This is a genomic window from Nonomuraea composti, assembly GCF_012034275.1.
Classification (GTDB): Bacteria; Actinomycetota; Actinomycetes; order Streptosporangiales; family Streptosporangiaceae; genus Nonomuraea; species Nonomuraea composti.
In genome coordinates this window covers 81,744-101,588 of sequence record NZ_JAATEP010000015.1, presented here as the reverse complement: position 1 = coordinate 101,588, position 19,845 = coordinate 81,744, and the positions used below count along the sequence as shown (strand labels likewise).

20 protein-coding genes are annotated in these 19,845 nt (G+C 71.7%); 9 read left to right on the top strand and 11 right to left on the bottom strand.

What is annotated here, in order from left to right:
- Positions 1 to 25: 25 nt before the first annotated feature.
- The 4 genes from HCN51_RS22285 to HCN51_RS22270 form a co-directional block, all read right to left on the bottom strand.
- Positions 26 to 1,411: an MFS transporter gene (locus HCN51_RS22285; protein ID WP_168011424.1), complete on the bottom strand. Its 1,386-nt coding sequence runs from the start codon at positions 1,409 to 1,411 to the stop codon at positions 26 to 28.
- Between the two features lie 27 nt (positions 1,412 to 1,438).
- Positions 1,439 to 2,410 (bottom strand): zinc metalloprotease, encoded by a 972-nt coding sequence (locus tag HCN51_RS22280; RefSeq protein WP_168011423.1) that lies wholly within the window; start codon positions 2,408 to 2,410, stop codon positions 1,439 to 1,441.
- Between the two features lie 77 nt (positions 2,411 to 2,487).
- Positions 2,488 to 2,745 carry a DUF3039 domain-containing protein gene (locus HCN51_RS22275; RefSeq protein WP_168011422.1) on the bottom strand — a complete coding sequence of 86 codons (258 nt, stop codon included), beginning with the start codon at positions 2,743 to 2,745 and terminating at the stop codon, positions 2,488 to 2,490.
- Between the two features lie 91 nt (positions 2,746 to 2,836).
- On the bottom strand, positions 2,837 to 4,432 hold the full coding sequence (locus HCN51_RS22270) for an MFS transporter (RefSeq protein WP_168011421.1): 1,596 nt from the start codon (positions 4,430 to 4,432) through the stop codon (positions 2,837 to 2,839).
- 160 nt (positions 4,433 to 4,592) lie between these two features.
- On the opposite strand from HCN51_RS22270, the gene HCN51_RS22265 reads away from it, so the two are divergent.
- Positions 4,593 to 5,201, top strand: a complete 609-nt coding sequence (locus HCN51_RS22265) for a TetR family transcriptional regulator (protein WP_168011420.1) — start codon at positions 4,593 to 4,595, stop codon at positions 5,199 to 5,201.
- Positions 5,202 to 5,204: 3 nt separating this feature from the next.
- Here HCN51_RS22265 and HCN51_RS22260 read toward each other — a convergent pair whose 3' ends face one another.
- On the bottom strand, positions 5,205 to 5,783 hold the full coding sequence (locus tag HCN51_RS22260) for a YqgE/AlgH family protein (protein WP_080042458.1): 579 nt from the start codon (positions 5,781 to 5,783) through the stop codon (positions 5,205 to 5,207).
- Positions 5,784 to 5,894: 111 nt separating this feature from the next.
- Here HCN51_RS22260 and HCN51_RS22255 point away from each other — a divergent pair, with 111 nt between their 5' ends.
- On the top strand, positions 5,895 to 6,422 hold the full coding sequence (locus tag HCN51_RS22255; RefSeq protein ID WP_168011419.1) for a hypothetical protein: 528 nt from the start codon (positions 5,895 to 5,897) through the stop codon (positions 6,420 to 6,422).
- 16 nt (positions 6,423 to 6,438) lie between these two features.
- On the opposite strand, the gene HCN51_RS22250 is transcribed toward HCN51_RS22255, so the two are convergent.
- On the bottom strand, positions 6,439 to 7,050 hold the full coding sequence (locus HCN51_RS22250; RefSeq protein WP_168011418.1) for a TetR/AcrR family transcriptional regulator: 612 nt from the start codon (positions 7,048 to 7,050) through the stop codon (positions 6,439 to 6,441).
- A 91-nt stretch (positions 7,051 to 7,141) separates the two neighbouring features.
- Here HCN51_RS22250 and HCN51_RS22245 point away from each other — a divergent pair, with 91 nt between their 5' ends.
- From HCN51_RS22245 to HCN51_RS22230, 4 genes are all read left to right on the top strand, one after another.
- Positions 7,142 to 7,888, top strand: a complete 747-nt coding sequence (locus tag HCN51_RS22245; RefSeq protein ID WP_168011417.1) for an IclR family transcriptional regulator domain-containing protein — start codon at positions 7,142 to 7,144, stop codon at positions 7,886 to 7,888.
- 73 nt (positions 7,889 to 7,961) lie between these two features.
- Positions 7,962 to 9,440 (top strand): glycerol kinase GlpK, encoded by a 1,479-nt coding sequence (glpK, locus tag HCN51_RS22240; RefSeq protein WP_168011416.1) that lies wholly within the window; start codon positions 7,962 to 7,964, stop codon positions 9,438 to 9,440.
- Positions 9,437 to 10,996: a glycerol-3-phosphate dehydrogenase/oxidase gene (locus tag HCN51_RS22235; RefSeq protein WP_206067443.1), complete on the top strand. Its 1,560-nt coding sequence runs from the start codon at positions 9,437 to 9,439 to the stop codon at positions 10,994 to 10,996. The genes glpK and HCN51_RS22235 overlap by 4 nt, the downstream gene beginning before the upstream one ends.
- A 47-nt stretch (positions 10,997 to 11,043) precedes the next feature.
- A complete protein-coding gene (locus tag HCN51_RS22230; protein ID WP_080042463.1) occupies positions 11,044 to 11,547 on the top strand; it encodes a hypothetical protein in 504 nt (167 codons plus the stop codon).
- Positions 11,548 to 11,669: 122 nt separating this feature from the next.
- Here HCN51_RS22230 and HCN51_RS22225 read toward each other — a convergent pair whose 3' ends face one another.
- The 4 genes from HCN51_RS22225 to HCN51_RS22210 all read right to left on the bottom strand — a co-directional run bounded on the left by HCN51_RS22225 (position 11,670) and on the right by HCN51_RS22210 (position 15,272).
- Positions 11,670 to 13,079: a malic enzyme-like NAD(P)-binding protein gene (locus tag HCN51_RS22225; protein ID WP_168011415.1), complete on the bottom strand. Its 1,410-nt coding sequence runs from the start codon at positions 13,077 to 13,079 to the stop codon at positions 11,670 to 11,672.
- A 77-nt stretch (positions 13,080 to 13,156) separates the two neighbouring features.
- On the bottom strand, positions 13,157 to 13,786 hold the full coding sequence (locus HCN51_RS22220) for a cytidylate kinase-like family protein (protein WP_168011414.1): 630 nt from the start codon (positions 13,784 to 13,786) through the stop codon (positions 13,157 to 13,159).
- Positions 13,787 to 13,795: 9 nt separating this feature from the next.
- On the bottom strand, positions 13,796 to 14,737 hold the full coding sequence (locus HCN51_RS22215) for a tetratricopeptide repeat protein (RefSeq protein WP_168011413.1): 942 nt from the start codon (positions 14,735 to 14,737) through the stop codon (positions 13,796 to 13,798).
- Positions 14,721 to 15,272, bottom strand: coding sequence for a MarR family winged helix-turn-helix transcriptional regulator (locus HCN51_RS22210; protein WP_080042467.1), 552 nt, complete (start codon positions 15,270 to 15,272; stop codon positions 14,721 to 14,723). Before HCN51_RS22210 ends, HCN51_RS22215 begins: the two co-directional genes overlap by 17 nt.
- A 228-nt stretch (positions 15,273 to 15,500) precedes the next feature.
- Between HCN51_RS22210 and HCN51_RS22205 the strand changes: the two genes are divergently transcribed.
- From HCN51_RS22205 to HCN51_RS22195, 3 genes are all read left to right on the top strand, one after another.
- Positions 15,501 to 17,297, top strand: coding sequence for a hypothetical protein (locus HCN51_RS22205; protein WP_168011412.1), 1,797 nt, complete (start codon positions 15,501 to 15,503; stop codon positions 17,295 to 17,297).
- A gap of 28 nt (positions 17,298 to 17,325) precedes the next feature.
- Positions 17,326 to 17,997 carry a DUF4230 domain-containing protein gene (locus tag HCN51_RS22200; protein ID WP_168011411.1) on the top strand — a complete coding sequence of 224 codons (672 nt, stop codon included), beginning with the start codon at positions 17,326 to 17,328 and terminating at the stop codon, positions 17,995 to 17,997.
- Between the two features lie 153 nt (positions 17,998 to 18,150).
- Entirely contained in the window at positions 18,151 to 18,303 is a 153-nt protein-coding gene (locus tag HCN51_RS22195; protein WP_168011410.1) for a hypothetical protein, read from the top strand.
- A 302-nt stretch (positions 18,304 to 18,605) separates the two neighbouring features.
- On the opposite strand, the gene HCN51_RS22190 is transcribed toward HCN51_RS22195, so the two are convergent.
- Positions 18,606 to 19,709: a terpene synthase family protein gene (locus tag HCN51_RS22190; RefSeq protein WP_168011409.1), complete on the bottom strand. Its 1,104-nt coding sequence runs from the start codon at positions 19,707 to 19,709 to the stop codon at positions 18,606 to 18,608.
- Positions 19,710 to 19,845 lie beyond the last annotated feature (136 nt).

Sequence of the window (19,845 nt, the reverse complement as noted above, 5' to 3'; positions counted from 1 at the left end):
ATCGCTGGGGCGGGAGTGACGGAATTCAGCGGACGCGGCCGGCGAGCAGCACCGCGCTCAGCGAGATGACCGCCATGAGCCCCGAGATGACGAGGAACCCGGTGGCGATCTGGGCGGAGGAGTGCCCGATCACGTTGATCAGCGCGCCGCCGATGCCGATGGACAGCGCCGAGCCGAGCTGGTCGGTGACGGAGAGGGCGGCCGAGTTCGCGCCCTGCTCGTTGACCGGCGACTGCTTCATGGCCGTGACGGTGATCGTGGTGATGCCGTACCCCATGCCGAAGCCCCCGACGACCCACGCGGGCACGGAGATCCAGCCGGTCATGCCGGGCACGACGGCGAGCAGGCAGATCAGGATCGCGACGGTGACGCAGCCCGCGCCGAGCCTGATCCTCTTGTACGCCTCCCCGGCCTGCCTGCTCTGCAGGTACGACCCCGCCGACCAGCCGAGCGCGCCGGTCGTCAGCGCGATGCCCGCCGACGCCGTGTCGAAGCCCTTGACGTGCTGCAGCGCCAGCGGGATGTAGGCGTTCACGCCGAAGAAGGCGGCCGAGAAGAAGCCGCGCATGAGGACGGTCGTGGACAGCCCGCGCCGCAGCCGCAGCGCGCCCGGCGGCATCAGCCGGTACAGGCCGTAGACCAGCAGGGCCAGGCCCGCCACGGTCTCCACGCTCGCCGTGCCGGCCGCGACGTGCAGCCGGTCCACGCCGTGCAGCAGCAGCCCGGCCCCGCCGGCCGTGGCGGTGGCGGCCAGCGTCATCTCGACGGGCCTCGACCGCGGGCCGGTGCCCGGCTGGGCCTCGCCCGACGAGCCCATGCGCAGCGCCGGGACGAGCATCGCGAGGGCGGGGATCACCAACGGGACGATGCCGTAGAAGACGTACCGCCAGCCCCACTGCTCGCCGACGAACCCGGCCACGGACGGCCCCACCATCGCGGGCACGACCCAGGCGGCCGAGACGGCGGCGAACGCCTTGGGGCGCACCTCCATGGCGTACACGCGGGCGATCATCACGTACAGGGCCACGATGGAGGCGCCGCCGCCCAGCCCCTGCACGGCCCGCGCCACCAGGAACATCTCGGCCGAGCCCGCCGCTCCGGCCAGGCCCATGCCGGCCGCGAACAGCACCACGCCCACCAGGAACGGCAGCGGGTAGCCGCGCCGGTCCGACCAGAGCCCGGCCACGACGTTCATGAACAGGCTGGCGATGAGGAAGGCGGAGAAGCTCAGCCCGTACAGGTCGAGGGCGTCGAGCTCGGTGGCGATGGCGGGCATGACGACACCGACGGACATGCCCTCGAACGCGATCAGCGTCACCACGAGCAGGATGCCTAAGGTGGCCGTGCGGTACTCGGGGCCGAGGATCCCTGCGGGCTTGTGGGGAGTGTCAAGTGCCTTTGGTGCTGTCACCCCGACATCGTAGACGTGGCGGACATGTCAGGCGGCGGGCGTGCTGCGGTAGGCCGCCCACATCTCGTGCATCCGGTCGGCCTGCCCGACCGTGAACTCCCACATGCACCGGTCGTGCGCGTAGTCCATGTAGTTGTGCGCGGGGTCCCGGCCGCCGTCGCCCGGGCAGGTGTCCTTGCCCTGCGGGCAGCCCTCCGTCGGGGCGGCCTCGGGCGCGGTGTCGTCGATGCCGTCGCCGGGCGCCTTGCAGCCGTTCTCGAACGTGTGGAACAGGCCCAGCCAGTGGCCGATCTCGTGCACTCCCGTGAAGCCCTTGTTGTAGTCGCTCATCGCCCCGCCGGGCAGGCTGCGCCAGTCGATCACCACGCCGTCGAGCGCGGGGGCGCCCGCGTACCAGTAGGGGTAGCTGGCGAAGCCCAGCATCAGCTCGCTGAGCTGGGCGATGTAGAGGTTGAGCGTGCCGGGGCCGCCCGTGTGCAGCGCGCTCTTCATGGCGCGTTCGTGGCCGACGGGGTCGGCGAACCAGGAGGGCTCCTCCTTGACCGAGATGCCCTCCAGGCGGAAGCGCACGCCGGTGTCCACGCCGCCGAACTTGCCGCCGTACGCGGAGTTGAGCGCGTCGATCTGGGCCTGGACCGCGCTGTCGGTGACGCGCCGGACGGGGCCGGGGGAGATGACGTGGACGCGGGTGGGCACGGTGATCTCGCTCGGCGGCGTCACCCCGCTCAGCCGCTCACCCAGCTCGGCCATCACCATGGCGACGTCCTGCGGCTTCGGCGACCGCGGCCCCGGCCGCCCGGCCCTGCCCGCGCCCGCACGCATGTGCGCGGCCGACGACGCGTGGACGGCGGATGCCGGCGCGTGGGCGGACGATGCCCGGGCGGGCGGCGGCGGTGTGGTGGCGCAGCCGGGCGCCTGGGCGGCGGCGGGCCGGAGCGGCGGGACGAACCCGGCCGCGAGCAGGCATGCCAACGAGACGGCGGTCGCGCGCCGGGCCATGTGGTCCCCCACTACGGTAAGAGCTGGTCTGGCTACAGACCGTAACTCGACCCGTACGGATTACCGCACAGCAACACTCACTGCTTGTCGTCGCCCTCGCCGCCACCCGCGGGCAGACCTTCGTAGATCTCCTTGCACTCCGGGCAGACCGGGTACTTCTTCGGGTCGCGGCTGGGCACCCAGACCTTGCCGCAGAGAGCGCGGATCGGCGTGCCGGTCACCATGCTCTCGGTGATCTTGTGCTTGTCCGCGTAGTGGGCGAACCGCTCGTGATCGCCGTCGCCGTGCGACGTGCGCGGAGTGGTCTCCTGCTCAGGGAGGATCTTCGTGCTCACCCCATTGAGTTTATGCCCGCCCGCGACCGGCCCCCGCAACGCCGTACGGCCCCCGCCCTGGGCAGAGCGGAGGCCGTAGCGAAACTGACCGTCAGCCGACGTGGACGGCGGCGCCCTCGGTCTTCCTGCCGGCCCTGACGAAGACCGTCAGGGCGGCGGTGAGCACCGCGATGCAGGTGCTGACCAGGAAGGCGACGTGCATGCCGTCCATGAACGACAGGTGGACGGCGTCGCCGATCTGCTGCGGCAGCCCGGCGGGCGCCTGGCCGAAGGCGGCGGCCTTCTCCAGGAGCGCCAGCTGCGCCGGCGGGATCTCGGCCGCGGCGGGGCCGAGGTGGCCGGGCAGCGTGTCGGAGATCTCGGCGGCCATCACGGCGCCCAGGATCGCGGTGCCGAGCGCGCCGCCGACCTGCATGGCCGACTGCTGCAGGCCGCCGGCGACGCCGCTGAGCTCGACCGGCGCGTTGCCGACGATGATCTCGGTGGCGCCCACGAAGACGGGCGAGAGGCCGAAGGCCAGCAGCACGAACGGGATGCCGCTCTCGATGAACGAGGCGTCGATGCCGAGCCGCGACATGAGGAACATGGCGAGGGCGGTGACCAGCAGGCCGGCCGCCATCGTGATCTTCGGACCGAACCGGCCGAGCGCCATGCCCGCCAGCGGCGAGGCGACGATCATGCCGGCGCTCATCGGCAGCATGCGCAGGCCGGCCTCCAGCGGGGTCAGCCCGTGCACGCCCTGGAAGAAGAAGCCGAGGAAGAACATCGCGCCGAACATCGCGAACGCGACCATCATCAGCAGGAAGGTGCCGATGGAGATGGACGGGTTGGCGAACAGCGACAGCGGCACCAGCGGCTGCCTGGCCCTGCTCTGCCAGAAGACGAAGGCGGCGATGAGCACCACGAACGCGCCGACGAAGGTCAGCGTCGTGCTGTCGCCCCAGCCCCACTCGGGGGCCTTGATGATGGTCCAGACGAGCGAGAACATCGCGCCGGACAGCAGCACCACGCCGAGCCAGTCGATGCGGGCGAACGTCTGCGAGCGGTTCTCCTTGATCAGCAGCACGCCCATGACCAGCGCGATGACGCCGACGGGCGCGTTGATGAAGAAGACCGACTCCCAGCTCACCTTCTCGACCAGCACTCCGCCCACGATCGGGCCGGCGGCGCTGGACAGGCCGATGATGGCGCCCCAGGCGCCCATCGCCTGGTTCAGCTTCTCACCGGGGAAGGCGCCGCGCAGCAGCGCCAGCGCGGCCGGCTGCAGCAGCGCGCCGAACAGGCCCTGCAGCACGCGCAGGCCGATCAGCGCGCCGATCGGCGAGACGCCGGGAATGATGTCGGCCAGCTCGGCGCTGAGCCCGATGCCCACCGAGGACAGGGCGAAGCCCGCCACGCCGATGAGAAAGACCCGCTTGTGCCCGAACAGGTCGCCGAGCTTGCCGGCGGTGATCAGGAAGACCGCGAGCGCGAGCAGGTAACCGCTGGTCACCCACTGCAGGTCGGAAAGTGTCGCCTTCAGGTCGGCCTGGATGACCGGGTTGGCGATGCCGACGACCGTGCCGTCGAGCATCACCATGATCACGCCCAGGCTCACCGCCAGCAGGACAAGCCACGGGTTGCCCCCCGTCCCCGGCTTGCCAGGGCCGGACGACGGCGGCGCGTCGACCGCCTTCGTGTCAGCCATGAATCCCCCTCAAGTACCCGTACCGCCCCGCACCGGGGCATAGATCTCGTAAGTCTCAGGTAATCTACTGTCAGTCTGTGACGTGTGACAAACGACTTTTATTAGTCGCCCTATGACTTATGGCACACTGTGACAGAAAGGTTTCGAGGGAGTGACCACAGTGGGTCTTCGGGAACGCAAGAAGGAGAAGACGCGCCTGGCGATCCTCGACGCGGCACTGGACTTGTTCCTCGAACAAGGATACGAGTCGACGACCGTCGAGCAGATAGCGGGGGCCGTCGAGATCTCCCCTCGCACCTTCTTCCGCTACTTCACCGGCAAGGATCACCTGGTCCTGCTCTTCCACGACCACGCGGAAGATCTCATGCTGGAGGCTCTGGCGAGCCGGCCGCCCGACGAGCCGCCGTTCGCCTGCCTCATGCAGGCGATGCGCGCCGTCCTGGCCGATCTCCAGGAGGCGACGCCCGAGGACGCCGCGCGCTTCCTGAAGCTGCGGCGGCTGCTGGACGAGCATCCGCGCCTGGTCGGGCTGTCGGTGGCCAGGGGCGCCCGCACCGAGCAGCACCTGGCCGAGGTGATCGCCGCCCGCCGGGGCGTGGACCCCGCTCAAGACCAGCTCACGCACCTGATCGTGGCGTGGGCGATGTCGACGATGCGCGTCGGGTTCGAGTGCCCGCGCCGCGAAGGCACGTTCGAGGAGGTCCAGCACAGGATGGCGGAGAGCATCGCCCTGGCCGAGCGCTCCCTGCGGCCGGGCTGGGACCTGTAACCGCTAGTTCATCGTGGGGTCGTCGGGGCAGGTCGCCACGAAGGCCAGCTCGCCGCGCTGGCGCCGCAGCACCTGCCGCCACAGCGAGGTCGGGTCGGCGTGGAAGGTGTCGCCGACCTCGGAGTCCACGACGTACCAGGCGCCCTCGGCGATCTCGCTCTCCAGCTGCCCGGACGTCCAGCCCGCATACCCCGCGAAGATGCGCATCTGCGCGATCTCCCCTTGCAGGATCTCGGGCGGCGCGTCGAGGTCGACCGTGCCGAGCCGGGCCACCGCGTCGGTGCCCGCGTGCAGCCGGCGCCACCCCAGCGGCTCCTCCCCGCTGGGCACCGCCGCCAGCGCCAGCGCGCTGTCGGTCTGTACGGGCCCGCCCTCGAAGAGCACGGAGGGCCCGGTCACCAGGGGATCCCACACAGGCAGCACCTGTGTCACCGAGATGTCGCTGGGCCGGTTGAGCACGACGCCCAAAGTGCCGCCGTCGTGGTCGTGTTCGAGAATCAGCACGACGCTACGCCGGAAGTTGGGGTCGTCGAGAAGTGGCGTCGCCACCAGCAACCCGCCGACGTAGATCGCTTCCGCCATACCTCCATCATGAAGTACCTGCGGGGGTGCGCGCTCCCCCGGAGTGTCGATGTTACTTTTCGTGCCCGCTTGGGAACTTTAGGTAGCGGAGATCGCTCGTGGGAGAAACATATGCGTATCAGCATTCGCCTCGTCCTGGCCGCCCTGCCCCTGGGCGCCATCGCGCTGCTCCCCTCCGTCTCCGACGCCCAGACGGGCGACTGGCCCTGGCCGCGACACGACTCCGGTGACCCGTTCACGATGACCGTCGACGACGTGGGCTGCCGCTCGGGCCGGGTGGCCGTGCGGCTGCACAACCAGACCCGCCAGCTCGCCCGCTTCGACCTGAAGGCCGACGGCACCAGCGTGGCGAGCGGCTCGATCCCGGCCCGCAAGACCGTCGTGCGACACGTGCCGGTGGGCAAGGGCAGCGGGGCCGAGATCGAGGCGTACTCGGTCAGCGACCACGACCCGGAGACGCTCATCGACTCCAGCCACGTCGAGAACGACTGCCCGTGGGGGCACCGCCGGCACGGGCGCCTGCCGTACACGGGCCCGCCCGCCGATCTCATGGGGAAGCTGGCCACGGCGGGCGGCCTGGTGGTGATGGGCGGGATCCTGTGGTGGTACGGCTCGATCTGGCCCCGATCCGGCATGTGACAGACCAGCGCTTCCGTCACACGACGAACGCCCCGGCCCGGGCGGCGGCCAGCGTGCGGGTCACGGAGCGCTCGGCGACCACCCGCGTCACCGGCTCCCTCGTGACCACCAGCCGGTAGTAGAGCGGGGCCGAGATGGCCCTGATCACCTCGGCCCCGTCGGTGCCCTCAGGCAGCTCGCCCCGCCGCACGGCCAGGTCCACGACCTTGGCCCACTCCTCGATGCGGCGCGAGTAGAAGGCCCGCAGGGCCTGCGCCGCCTGCTCGTCGCAGGTGGCGGCGGCGATCACGGCCTGGAACGTGGCCCCGAGCCGCCCGTCGTTGACCGCGTCGAGCACGGCCAGCGCGTTGGCCCGCAGGTCCTCCTCGACGCTTCCCGTGTCGGCGTGGTCGGAGGACTGGTTGGCCAGCTCGTTCATGAGGTCGGCCACCAGCCCGGTGGTGCTCCCCCAGCGCCGGTAGACGGTGGTCTTGCCGACGCCCGCCCTGGCCGCGACCTGGTCCATGGTCAGGCCGTGGAAGCCGCGCTCGACCAGCTCGTCCTGGGTGGCCTCCAGGACGGCCGCGCGTACTCGGGCTGTGCGGCCCCCGGGCCGCACGGTTCCCGCCGAGCGGGAAGGTTGGTCCATCTAGTCTCCTCGTGCAGGACTCCAGCTTACAGGCACACTTTTCCCGTTAACAGGGTGTTCGGCATTGCCGAACTGCGTTAGGGTTCCCGTTGTGGGAGAGACGATTCAATCGGTGGAGCGCGCCGCCGCGATCCTACGGCTGCTCGCCTCCGGTCCACGGCAACTCGGGGTGGCCGAGCTGGCCCGCGCCATGGGCCTGCCGAAGGGCACGCTGCACGGCATCCTGCGCACCCTGGTCCACGTGGGTTTCGTCGAGCAGGACGCGGCCACCGGCAAGTATCGCCTCGGCGCCACGCTGCTCCATCTCGGCAGCAGCTACCTCGACGTCAACGAGCTGCGCACCCGCAGCATCAACTGGGCCGACGCGCTGGCCGGCCGCAGCAGGGAGAGCGCCTGGATCGGCACCCTGCACGAGGGCCACGTCCTGGTCATCCACCACGTCTTCCGTCCCGACGACAGCATGCAGACGCTCCAGGTGGGCACGTACCTGCCGACCCACGCCAGCGCCCTGGGCAAGGTGCTGCTCGCCCACGACCCGTACGGCGAGCACGCCCAGCCCCTGGAGCCCCGCACCAAGCACACGATCACCGACCCGGCGGCCCTGGAGGCGGAGCTCGACCAGGTCAGGGCGCGCGGCTGGGCGGCCGAGATGGAGGAGCTGACGGAGGGCGAGGTGGCCATCGCCGCCCCGATCAAGGACCGGCGCGGCATCGTGGTCGGCGCCATCGGCATCCGCGGCGCGGTCGAGCGGCTGGCCACCGACGGCCGGCTGGACATGCAGTTCGTCTCCTACGTACGCGACGCGGCGCGGGCCATCACCCGCGACCTCGCCCGATGACACTTGAACAAGCTCCGACGGACCACATACCATTCGTTCGGCATTGTCGAACCATAAGTCTTGCGAGGAACCAGTGCCTCGACCGCACTACGTCGCAGCCATCGACCAGGGCACCACGTCCAGCCGGTGCATCGTGTTCGACGAGGCCGGCAACATCATCTCCGTCGCCCAGCGCGAGCACCGCCAGATCTTCCCCAAGCCGGGCTGGGTCGAGCACGACGCCGACGAGATCTGGCAGAACGTCCGGGCCGTCCTGGCCCAGGCCGTCAGCGGCGCCGGCATCGACGACGCGCAGATCGCCGCCCTGGGCATCACCAACCAGCGCGAGACCACCGTCCTGTGGGACCGCGCCACCGGCCGCCCCGCCTGCCCCGCCGTCGTGTGGCAGGACACCCGCACCGACGCGCTCACCCGCGCGCTGGCCGAGCACGAGGGGCTGTTCAAGGAGAAGGCCGGGCTGCCGCTGCACACCTACTTCTCCGGGCCCAAGATCCGCTGGCTGCTCGACGCGTACGGGCTGCGGGAGCGGGCCGAGCGCGGCGAAGTGCTGTTCGGCACGATGGACAGCTGGCTGCTGTGGAACCTCACCGGCCGGCACATCACCGACGTCACCAACGCCAGCCGCACGATGCTGATGAACATCCACACCCTGGAGTGGGACGACGAGCTGCTCGCCGCGATGGGCGTGCCGCGCGCGATGCTGCCGGAGATCCGCCCGTCCTCCGAGGTCTACGGCCACACCGAGGCCGGCGTCCCGGTCGCCGCGGCGCTCGGCGACCAGCAGGCGGCGCTGTTCGGGCAGACCTGCTTCGAGCCCGGCGAGGTCAAGAGCACCTACGGCTCCGGCAGCTTCCTGCTGATGAACACCGGCTCCGCGCCGGTCGTCTCCAAGCACGGCCTGCTGACCACCGTCGGCTACCGCATCGGCGACGGGCCCGCCACGTACGCGCTGGAGGGCGCCATCGCCGTCACCGGCTCCCTGGTGCAGTGGCTGCGCGACAACCTCGGCCTCATCTCCAGCGCCGCCGAGATCGAGACGCTGGCCAAGACCGTCGACGACAACGGCGGCTGCTACTTCGTGCCGGCCTTCTCCGGGCTGTTCGCGCCGCACTGGCGCTCCGACGCGCGCGGGGTGATCGCGGGGCTGACCGGGTTCGTCAACAAGGGGCACATCGCGCGGGCCGTCCTGGAGGCCACCGCGTGGCAGACGCGCGAGGTCGTGGACGCCATGAACGCCGACTCCGGGCTCGACCTGACGACGTTGCGGGCCGACGGCGGCATGACCGCCGACAACCTGCTCATGCAGACGCTCGCCGACGTGCTGGCCGTGCCGGTGATCCGGCCGATGGTGGCCGAGACGACCGCGCTCGGCGCCGCGTACGCGGCGGGCCTGGCCACCGGCTACTGGCCCGACCTCGACACGCTGCGCGCCAACTGGCACAAGGCCGCCGAGTGGCGGCCCGCGATCGACGAAGCGGCTCGCGACCGCGAGTACCGCAACTGGAAGAAGGCCGTGGCCCGCACCCTGGGCTGGGTCGAGCAGGAGGGATGACGGCGATGACGACCGCGATCGGCACCGATCGGGCGGAGGTCCGGCAGGAGCTCTCCACCACCACCTACGACCTGCTCGTGATCGGGGGCGGCATCCTCGGCACGTCCGTGACCTGGATGGCCGCCCAGGCGGGGCTGCGGGTGGCGATGGTCGACGCCGGCGACTTCGCCGGGGCCACCTCCAGCGCCTCCTCCAAGCTCGTCCACGGCGGGCTGCGTTACCTGCAGACCGGCAACGTCAAGCTCGTCGCCGAGAACCACCGCGAGCGGCGCGCCCTGGCCGCCGACATCGCGCCGCACCTGGTCAAGCCGCTGACGTTCCTGGTGCCGATCTACAAGGGCGGGCCGCACGGGGCCGCCAAGCTGGGTGCGGGCGTGTTCCTGTACTCGGCGCTGTCGGTGTTCGGCGACGGCATGGGCAAGGTGATCACGCCCCACCAGGCGCTGGCCAAGGTCCCGGCCCTGCGGACGGAGGGCCTGCGGGCCGCCGCCGTCTACGGCGACCACCAGATGAACGACAGCCGCGTCGCCGTCATGACCGTGCGCGCCGCCGTGGACGCCGGCGCGACCGTGCTCAACCACGCCGAGGTCGTGGGGCTGCGCAAGACGTCCGGCAGCGTGACCGGCGCCGAGCTGCGCGACCGGCTCGACGGCACCGAGTTCGGCGTGTCCGCCCGGCTCGTGCTCAACGCCACCGGCCCGTGGGTGGACCACCTGCGGCGCATGGAGGACCCGTCCGCCGAGCCGAGCATCCGCCTGTCCAAGGGCGCCCACCTGGTGCTGCGCCGGCACGAGCCGTGGAAGGCGGCGCTGACCACGCCCATCGACAAGTACCGCGTCTCCTTCGCCATCCCGTGGGAGGACCACCTGCTGCTCGGCACCACGGACGAGGCGTACGAGGGCGACCCCGGCCTGGTCAGCCCCACCGAGGCGGACATCGCGCAGATCCTCGACGAGGCCGGCCACTCCGTGCGCGACGAGCAGCTCCGGCGCGAGGACATCACCTATGCCTTCGCCGGCCTGCGCGTCCTGCCCGGCGGCCCCGGCCAGGTCACGGCGGCCAAGCGCGAGACGGTGCTGACCCGCGGCTCCGGCGGCATGCTCTCGGTGGCCGGCGGCAAGTGGACCACCTACCGGCACATCGGCAAGCACGTGCTCGACATCCTCGCCCACCTGCCGGGCCGCCCCCTGGGCGACGACCTCGCCGACATCCTGCCGGCCGTGCCGCTGCCCGGCCTGGCCAGCCCCGACGCGGTCGCCATGCGGCTGTGGACCGACCGCGACCCGGGCACCCGCATGGACCCGCTGGTGGCCAGGCACCTGGCCACGCACTACGGGTCGATCGCGTTCGAGCTGGCCCGGCTCATCAGGGACGACCCCGCGCTCGGCGAGCGCATCCACCCCGACGGGCCCGACATCTGGGCCCAGGCCGTCTTCGCCCGTGACCACGAGTGGGCCGCCACCGTCGACGACGTCGTCCGCCGCCGCACCACGCTCACCGTACGCGGCCTCGACACCCCCGACGTCCGGGCCAGGATCGCCGCGCTGCTGGCCTGACCCGCCCCGGCAGGTGGCCAGGCGCCCCGCCTGGGCAGGGGGCAGGCATGCGCACTCCCATCAACGAAGCCCTGCTCAGGCACTTCAAGGACCTGCGTGACGGCGACCACGGCCACGCCGTCACGCGGGAGGACAAGGAACGCGTGTTCGCCAGGGCCGTCGAGCTCCTCGACCCCGTGGCCCGGCACGCCCTCGACGAGGTCAACGCCGACCTGCTGCTCGGCACCGGCGAGGTGGTCGCCAGCGGCGTCACCCGCTCCCGCGAAGGGGGCCTCAACGCCATGTGGTCGCTGACGTGGCCCCGGCAGCGCGAGAGCGGCGTGCAGCCGATCGCGGTGGTCGCCCACTTCGGCTGCGACTTCCACCACCCGCACCTGCGCGGCAACACGGTCGGCGACTGGCCGCTGAACGTCTTCGACGAGACGGACGCCGCCGGCCAGCTGGACACGCTGCGCGTGATCGCCGCCGGCGACGCCCACAACCTGGTCTTCCAGGAGAGCTACCGCCTGATGCCCGCCCTCACCGCTTCTGACGCGGCGGGCCGGGGCTGACCGCGGAACCCGGCCAGGTGTGCGCCGTGGCGGCGGCCGGCCCCGTGCGGGTTGGAGGCGTCTTCCTGGAGGCCCGGAGCCCTGGTCGGCGGGTGGGGTGACCTGGGCCGTGCCGTGAAAGATCAGGCTTCTGTGAAGCCGCGCGCCCGGCCGCCGGCCGACTCGCGGACGGCGGCGGCCACCGCGGTGGCCACGTCGGGGTGGAAGACGCTCGGGATGATGTAGTTGGGGCCCAGCTCCTCGGGCGTCACGACGGCGGCCAGCGCGTTCGCGGCGGCCAGCAGCATCTCCTGCGTCACGCCGCTCGCCTGCGCGTCCAGCAGCCCCCGGAACACGCCCGGGAAGGCCAGCACGTTGTTGATCTGGTTGGGGTAGTCGGAGCGGCCCGTCGCGACCACGGCGGCGTGCTCGCGGGCGTCGTCGGGCGAGACCTCCGGCTCCGGGTTGGCCAGGGCGAACACCACCGCGTCGTCGGCCATCGTGGCGATGTCGTCGCCCGTCAGGATGCCCGGCGCCGAGACGCCCACGAACACGTCGGCGTCCTTGACGGCACCGCGCAGGTCGCCGGAGTAGCCCTCGGCGTTGGTGTGCTCGGCGATCCAGCGCAGCGACTCGTCGAGGTCGTCGCGGCCCTTGTGGACGGCGCCGAGGTAGTCGCAGACGACGATGTTGCGGGCGCCGGCGGCCAGCAGCAGCCGCAGCACGGCGTTGCCCGCCGCGCCCGCGCCGGCCATGGTGATCTTGACGGCCTCGATGTTCTTGTTGACGACCCGCAGCGCGTTGGTGAGCGCGGCCAGCACGCAGATGGCGGTGCCGTGCTGGTCGTCGTGGAAGACCGGGATGTCGAGCAGCTCGCGCAGCCGCCGCTCCACCTCGAAGCAGCGCGGCGCGCCGATGTCTTCGAGGTTGATGCCGCCGAAGCCGGGCGCGATCACCTGCACGGTGCGGACGATCTCGTCGACGTCTTGGGTGTCGAGGCAGATCGGCCACGCGTCGATGCCGGCGAAGCGTTTGAACAGCGCCGCCTTGCCCTCCATGACCGGCAGCGCCGCCTCCGGCCCGATGTTGCCCAGCCCCAGCACGGCCGAGCCGTCGGTGACCACGGCCACCGTGTTGCGCTTGATGGTCAGGCGCCGCGCGTCTTCCTTGTTGCGCGCGATCGCCATCGACACGCGCGCCACGCCCGGCGTGTAGGCCATGGACAGCTCGTCGCGGTTGCGCAGCGGCACCTTCGACTTCATCTCGATCTTGCCACCGAGGTGCATGAGGAACGTGCGGTCGGACACCTTGTGGATGACGACGCCCTCGACGGCCTCGAGCTGGTCGACGATGGCCTGGGCGTGGTCGGTGTCACGGGCCGCGCAGGTGACGTCGATGCGGAGCTTCTCGTGCCCCGCGTTGGTGACGTCGAGGGCGGTCACGACGCCCCCGGCCGACTCTACGGCGTGGGTGAGCTGGCTGACGGCCTTGCCGCCGGCCGGCACCTCGAGACGCACGGTGATGGAGTACGACACACTCGGGACGGTCGCCACGTCAATCGCTCCTTCGGGACTGACCAAGAATGCATCCATGTTAGGGGCAGTTGACTGTGGCCTGACTCGGCGCTCGGTCAATCGAGCGCCTCGGCCGCCGTGACGATCAGCTCGACACACGTCGTCACCGGGATCGTGGTGCTGTCGAGAACCAGGTGGTACAGGCACGGATCGGCGGGGTCGGCACGGTAGAAGTGCCGCACGTAGGCGGTGCGGGCGCGGTCGTTGTCCTCGATGACGCGGCGGGCCTCGCGCTCGCTCAGCTCTCCGAACGTGGCCGTCTGGCGGACGCGGCGCGCGAGCGGGGCGTCGAGCCTGACGTGCAGCGCGCCCGGATGGTCGGCCAGCACCAGCGCGCCGGCCCGGCCCAGGAACACGCCGCCCTGGCCGCGGGCCGTCTCCTTCAGCATGCGCTCGGTGCGCCGGACGAACTCCTCGGGCGCCAGCGGCATCGCCCCCGGCACGTACATGTCGACGCCGCCGAACGTGACCGTCGGAAGCCGCACCGCCCCCGCGAACAGCCGGCTCAGGCCGTGCTCGGCCCGATCGTCGTGGGCCAGCGCCTCTTCCAGCGGGCAGCCCAGCTCCTCCGCCACGGCGCTGGGGACGGCCCGGTCGACGAAGGGCACACCGAGCCGCTCGGCGACGGCCGGGCCGATCTGGCTGCCGGCCGTGCCGTATGTCGCCGATATCGTGACGACCCGCATGGCTCCAGGTTAGAACAGAGCGCTCGCCAACGCTCTGCGCGCTTTGGCCAAAGATGGGTCTTCCGCCGGCAATGCTTCGAAAAGCCCGAGCAGGTGCCGCCTGGCCCGATCGCGCTCGTCGCCGGAGGTGCGCTTGACCACCGCGATGACCCGCGCGAACGCCTCGTCGACCGAGCCGGACAACATCTCCAGGTCGGCGGCGAGCAGCTGCGCCTCGATGTCGGACGGGTCTTGCGCGCGCCGCTGCACCTCGGCCGGGTCGGCCTCGGACGTGCGCTTGATCAGGTTGACCCCGGCGAGGCCCATCTTGGCGTCCTCGTTGCCCGGCGCGCGGGCCAGCAGCCGCTGGTAGGCCGCGATCGCCGCGTCGAAGTCGCCCTGGTCGATGGCCTGCTCGGCCGCCACCAGGTCGGGGTCGACAGGCGGCCCCGCGGGCGCCTCCTGCCCCTCCTCGCCCGCGGCCGGAGGCCGGGCACCCGGATTGGCCTGGTAGAACTGCTCGACCGCGCCCATCAGCTCGTCGAGCCAGCGGCGCACCTCCTGCTCGGGCAGCACCTGCTGGAAGCCGGTGACGGCCTGCCCCTGGAAGATCGCCAGCACCGTCGGCACCGCCTGCACGCGCAGCGCCTGCGCGATCTGCGGGCTCGCGTCGACGTTGACCTTCGCCAGCACGACCCTGCCGCCGAGGTCGCCGACGACCTTCTCCAGCACCGGGCTGAGCTGGGCGCTGCCCGGCGCCCTGGGCGACCAGAGGTCGAGCACGACGGGCACCGTCATGGACCGGTCGATGACGTCGGTCGTGAACGTCTCCTCGGTCACGTCGACGACCGAGGCCGACGAGGCCGCCTGGGGACCTGCCGCCTCCCGCCGGGCCTGCGCCTCCAGAGCCTGCTTACGCGCGCCCAGGTCCACCGCTCCGTAGAGGGACCCGGGCCTAGAGAAGTCCGCCATGCCCTTCATCTTGCCGCATGGACGGGGCCGCGAAGTCACCCGCCGCCACCCTGAGGGTGCGCAGCTGGTCGAACATGCGGTGGAGTTCGTCCTCGGCGTACATCGTCAGGCCGAACTCGGCGGCCATCAGGTCGGCGGTGGCCCGGCGCACGACGTCGCGGCCCGCCTCGGTGATCTCCGCCAGCACGCCGCGGCCGTCGCGCGGATTGGGCAGCCGCCGGACGAACCCGGACTTCTCCAGCCTGTCCACCGTGTTCGTGACGCTCGTGGGATGAACCATGAGACGCTCCCCGATCTTGGACAGCGGCAGCGCCCCGGTCTTGCTGAAGGTCAACAGGACCAAACCCTCGTACCTGGCGAAGGTCAAGTCGTATGGCTTCAGGAGCGAGTCAAGTTGCGACAGCAGGATCTGGTGCGCTCTCATGATCGAGGTAACGGCTGCCATGGCGGCGGAAGGCCCGAAGTGAGAGCGCCAGCTCTCCGCGGCGCGGTCGATCGGGTCGAACGGCAGGTTGAGCGGCTTCGGCTGCGACACAGCGCTACGGTAGCGCGCCGCTCGTCCCGGTTCGTCTGGTCACTCTGAGCGACAGGCTTCTTTGCTTGACCAAGAATCCGGACATCAATCATCACGCTCAGTTATGGTTCTCCTACGTATGGTGACGCGGATGCCAAGTCCAGCGGCCGTGGGGACGGCCGGGACCACGCGTGATCCGCCTCGCCAAGGGGCACGGGGGATGCTTGATGAACTTCAACGGGGAAAAGGGTGCGTGAGCACGCGGGCGTTTCACGAGAGGAGCTGAAGCACAGCGCGGCCGTCACGGTTGCCGTGCTGCTGGCTGTCGGCCTGTTCGCGGCGTGGAACGTCCTGATTCCAGGCGTGGACGCGTGGGAGAACATCGTGGCCGCGGTCATCGGCTCGCTCCGGCTGACCGGGCCGGTGGCGGCGGCCTTCGCCGCCTGGGTGGCACTGCGCAAACGCCGGGCGTTGCGCGGGCGCTCCCTGACGACGTGGCGGGCGCTCAAGGCGCCGCTGGCGATCGTCATGGTGGTGGTCGGCTCGTTCGGGGCCACGGTGCTGGTGCTCGCCGTCAAGACGGTGCTCACCGACCAGGCCGGCCGGCTGAGCCTGACCGGGCTGACCATGGGCATGGCGGGGCTGGCGCTGTACTCGGTGATCGGCTGGGTGGCCGGCTGGGTGCTGCCGCGCCCGTTCACCCCGCCGCTGGCCGGCCTGGCCTGCTACGGGCTGTTCTCGTGGCTGGCCGACGACCGCGGCTGGGCCGACAAGCTCGCGCCCGGCACCGGCGAGCCGTACGACCTGTTCCAGGGCCTGAACGGGGCCCCGTTCTTCGACCAGACGATCTGGCTGCTCGGCATCACGGCGGCGCTGCTGCTCGGCTGGGCGGCGCTGGTCACCAGGCAGGCCCTGGTGCTGGCGTGCGCGCTGCTGTCGGTGCTGGCCGCCGGCATGGGCGTGTCTCGGGTCCTGGCCCAGCCGAAGCCGGCCGCGGCCGTGGACATCGCCTACGCCTGCCAGGAGTGGCCGATCACGGTGTGCGTGCACCCGGGCATGCGGGCGGGGCTGACCGAGCTGGGGGCCGCGTTCACGCAGATCGCCTCCCGGCTCGCGGGCACTCCCGCCGCGTTCACGCGCGTGGAGCAGCGCCCGCTGGACGACCCGCTCAAGCCGTCGAACGGCCTGGCGCCGGTGCACGTGCCCGACCTGTCCGCGGGGTTCGCGGAGGAGGCCGCCCACGAGTACATCGAGGCGCTGGCCCCCCGGTGCGCGAGCGCCGTCGCGGAGGGCTACCGGCAGATCGTCGTCGCCTGGCTGCGCGGCGAGCCGCTGCCCGGCACGCCGCTGCCCGAGCACCACTACGCGACGGCGGCGTTCTCCTCGTGGAGCGAGCACCAGCGCAGGGAGTGGCTGCGCATGTTCTACAGCGACTTCCAGGGCTGCCGGCTGTCGAGCACGCACTTCGGCGGCGGCCCGTCGCACGCGCAGCTCCCGCCGTCGGCCCGGCCGAGCCCCGAGACCAGCCACGGCTACCCGGTGTACCCGGGGCCCGCCGGCAGCGCGCCGGCCACCTCCACGCCCGGCGGCTCGGTGCCGGGGAACTCGGCGCCGGGCATGCCGGGCGCCGGCTCCGCGCCCGGCGAGCCGCGTGGCGACTGGACGCAGGAGGCTCCTCCCGCCGACCGGTGGACGCCCGACACGGCGGGTGTGAGCTGGCCGGTGTTCGACTCGGGGCAGCCGCAGACGCCCGCGCAGGCCCAGGTGCCCGTGGAGGCCCCGGCTCCCGCGCAGGCCCAGACTCCTGTTGAGGCCCCGGATCCCGCTCCGGCAGCTGCGCAGGATCCCGCACAGGCGCAGGGTCCCGCGCGGGTGCAGAACGCCGCGCGGGCGCGGGGTCTCGGCAGGTCGCCGGCCTCCGCGCAGCTCCCCGCCGCCCACCGGCCCGGCCTCCCGCAGCGGCACCGGCACCAGCGCGCGGAGCAGGGCCCGCCGGAGAACGCTCACGGACTGGTGGCGAAGATGTCACCAAAGAGCTGGCACTGATGATCGCCCAGCGGGTAGTCATGCTCGCATGACGACTTCGCGAACGGCGCCGCCCGAGGTGACCTCCGGGCGGCGCCGCCGGTGGCGATATCTCGCAGGCTTATTGGTGCTGGTGGCCCTGCTCGTCGTGGGCGGCCGGCTCGTCTGGTCCTGGGTCGACCCGCTCGGCGAGCGGAGCATCGACCGCAGCCAGCCGGTGCTGCTGCAGTCCATCAAGGACCTGAGCCGGTTCGAGGCGGCTACGGGCAGCTTCCAGGTGGTCGTGGACCTGGAGAAGGACGCCAACTTCCTGCCCGACGCGATCAAGGGCACGCGCACGCTGTTCGTCGGGGCGGGCGGGGTGGACGCCTACGTCGACTTCTCGGGCGTGGCGGCGGGCGCCGTGACCGTCTCGCAGGACCGCACCCAGGCGACCGTACGGGTGCCGCGCGCCCAGCTGGAGAAGCCGAACATCGACAACAGCCGCTCGTACGTCTTCGCCCAGCAGCGCGGCCTGTTCGACCGGGTGAGCGACTTCCTGTCGGGCTCTCCCACCGACCAGCGGGAGCTCTACCTCCTGGCCGAGAAGAAGATCAGCGAGGCGGCCGTGGCCAGTGACCTGCGGGCCAGGGCCGACGCCAACACCAAGGCCATGCTGTCCGGCCTGCTCAAGTCGCTCGGCTTCACGAAGGTCACGGTGAAGTTCACCGACGAGCCCTAAGCATCCTCACCTGCGCCTTAGACGTCCGGTGCGCCTCCCTAAGTACCTCCCTATCTGCGCTTATGCCGAGAGATAAGGCATCCGCCCGATGTGAGGGAGGGGGCCTTAGGACGAACCTTGAGAGTGCAGGGAACGAGACAAGGGAGCAGTCGGATGAACGCCGAACTCGAATACTCGGTAATGCAGTACCACGCGGCCGAGCTGCGCCAGGCCGCCGCCGAACAGCGGCGCGTACGTGAGGCGAGCAAGGCGCGGCCGGCCGAGCGCCGTCACCGCTCGGTCTTCGCCCGCTTCCTCGTCTCATGACCGCCCACAAGCAGCCCGGCCGCATCCTCCCTCGCGGCCGGGCTGAAACGCCCCCTTAGGGGGCTTGAGGTGCCCCGGCCCGAATTCCTGGTCGAGCCGGCGGCGCGACGCCACGAGGCCCCGGTCCCATTCCTGGTCGGACCGGGGCTTCGCGCATGCCCACCCCCTGAACCGGACGCGTCCGGCCGGGAATCCCCGTATCGGACCTGGACCCACACCCGGGTCTGACCCACACCCGGCCTGGACCCACACCCCGGGCCAGGATCCGCCTGTTGGGTCGGGATCCGGGTGGCGTCCACGGCTCAAAGAGGCTGGCGTTGCATGCCCTGGTCGCTGGGCGCGGGCGCCGCGCTGGAGTGCCAGGCCGGCACCTCGATCCCCCACGCCTGGGCGGGCACGGCGTCGGGGTCGAGGTAGCGGCTGGAGCGCCGGTGCCAGGCGCACGCCCCCGCCTGCCAGTCCCGCAACCCCTGGGCGTACCGGACCAGCCTGCCCCGCTCCTCCGGATCCAGCCCGCTCCCCTCCACCAGCGCCGGCAGCCCGCTCGCCGCCGCCTCGAACTGCCGCAGCCGGGACGTGCGCAGCTCGTTCACCCGGTCGGCGGCCTCCTGCGCCCCGCACCCGAGGAAGCGCCGCACCACCAGCACCCCGTTGTCGTGCGCCCCCTCGTCGCCGACCTCGCGGCGGTAGGAGTACAGGTCGTTGAGCAGGTGCACCCCGTCGGCGAACGTGTCGCGCAGCACCCTGACCGCCCGTGTGCCGACGACGTCAGCGGGCAGCTCGGCACCGCCGACCCGCTCGGCCAGGTCCGCCGCCCAGGACGCGCCCCCTGAGGCCCGGCGCAGGCCGATGAGCTCGATGGGCGTGGGGACGCGCCCGCGCCGGACGTTCTCCAGCTCTTGCAGGCGCCCCCGCATGAGCTCCCGCGTGCGTGCGGCGAACCTGCCGCGCCACTCCGGTGAGGACCGCGCGCAGGTGCGGGACCAGAGGTCGGCGAGCGCGCGCTCGGCCGCGTTCGACGGGCGCGGCGTGGGAGAGGAGCCGGATGACGGGGTGAACAGGCTCAGCCGGTGCAGGTACGCCCGCGCCTTGCGATACGCGCGCGGCCGTCCGAACGCCTGCGTGAAGTGGTCGTCGAACCAGTAGGCCCACACGTACCAGTCGGAGGCCAGCTCCAGCTCCTGCGGGGCGGCGTCCGGATGCCCGTACGCCGCCAGCAGCGGGATCGCCATCGCCCCGAACCACGCCTCGTCCCAGACCCCCTGCCCGAGCAGGCCCATCTCCCTGGCCCAGGACGTGGAGTGCGCGCGCGCCGCGTCGGCGTGCGGGCTCAGGCGGGCCGCACCCGGCTGGTAGGGGACGGGGAGCACGAACGCGGCGTGGGTGGTGCCGGGGACAGGGGGCATGCTGGGGACCCTCCGCTCGGGCAGGTGCTTTCGGCGAGAACGGAGACCTCTGGGGGACGGCGAGGCTGGAGGAGTGGACGCTCTTCCTGCGACACTTGCGCTTTTCTGGTTACTGTGACTCCATTATGCACACGAA

Coding starts and splice junctions, on each gene's coding strand:
- HCN51_RS22280 (WP_168011423.1), bottom strand. CDS start 2,410: ATGGCCCGGCGCGCGACCGCCGTCTCGTTGGCATGCCTGCTCGCGGCC.
- HCN51_RS22200 (WP_168011411.1), top strand. CDS start 17,326: ATGACGACTTCGCGAACGGCGCCGCCCGAGGTGACCTCCGGGCGGCGC.
- HCN51_RS22260 (WP_080042458.1), bottom strand. CDS start 5,783: ATGGCGGAAGCGATCTACGTCGGCGGGTTGCTGGTGGCGACGCCACTT.
- HCN51_RS22255 (WP_168011419.1), top strand. CDS start 5,895: ATGCGTATCAGCATTCGCCTCGTCCTGGCCGCCCTGCCCCTGGGCGCC.
- HCN51_RS22220 (WP_168011414.1), bottom strand. CDS start 13,786: ATGCGGGTCGTCACGATATCGGCGACATACGGCACGGCCGGCAGCCAG.
- HCN51_RS22230 (WP_080042463.1), top strand. CDS start 11,044: ATGCGCACTCCCATCAACGAAGCCCTGCTCAGGCACTTCAAGGACCTG.
- HCN51_RS22235 (WP_206067443.1), top strand. CDS start 9,437: ATGACGGCGATGACGACCGCGATCGGCACCGATCGGGCGGAGGTCCGG.
- HCN51_RS22190 (WP_168011409.1), bottom strand. CDS start 19,709: ATGCCCCCTGTCCCCGGCACCACCCACGCCGCGTTCGTGCTCCCCGTC.
- HCN51_RS22195 (WP_168011410.1), top strand. CDS start 18,151: ATGAACGCCGAACTCGAATACTCGGTAATGCAGTACCACGCGGCCGAG.
- HCN51_RS22250 (WP_168011418.1), bottom strand. CDS start 7,050: ATGGACCAACCTTCCCGCTCGGCGGGAACCGTGCGGCCCGGGGGCCGC.
- HCN51_RS22270 (WP_168011421.1), bottom strand. CDS start 4,432: ATGGCTGACACGAAGGCGGTCGACGCGCCGCCGTCGTCCGGCCCTGGC.
- HCN51_RS22215 (WP_168011413.1), bottom strand. CDS start 14,737: ATGGCGGACTTCTCTAGGCCCGGGTCCCTCTACGGAGCGGTGGACCTG.